Source organism: Escherichia sp. AM3, assembly GCF_032029835.1.
Taxonomy (GTDB): Bacteria; Pseudomonadota; Gammaproteobacteria; order Enterobacterales; family Enterobacteriaceae; genus Escherichia; species Escherichia coli.
On the sequence record NZ_JAVUPQ010001024.1, the window covers coordinates 1 to 265 of the forward strand.

General features: G+C 42.3%; 1 protein-coding gene. It reads left to right on the forward strand.

Annotated features, from left to right (window positions below; translation table 11 throughout):
* Positions 1–265: TrbG/VirB9 family P-type conjugative transfer protein (locus RTW80_RS29530; protein WP_312721683.1), on the forward strand; the 265-nt coding region annotated here is incomplete at both ends.

The following is a 265-nucleotide window of genomic DNA, read 5'->3' on the forward strand; positions in this document are numbered from 1 at the left end:
GGCAGAGATCGAGAAAAAGCGCATCGAGGCATATAACAAACAGAAAGAAGAGTTAGCAATTAACCGAGAGTTGGAAAACGCCAAATCACCTCGTAACTGGCAATACTATAAACGTGTTGCTGAAGGAAGTCAGGATATTAGCCCCGATTATGCTTATGACGACGGTCGCTATACATGGCTTGGCTTTAGTCCAACAAAGAAAATACCTAGCGTGTTTGTTATGAGTGGCAATGAAGAGACTATTACCAATCCGGTTATTGTCACT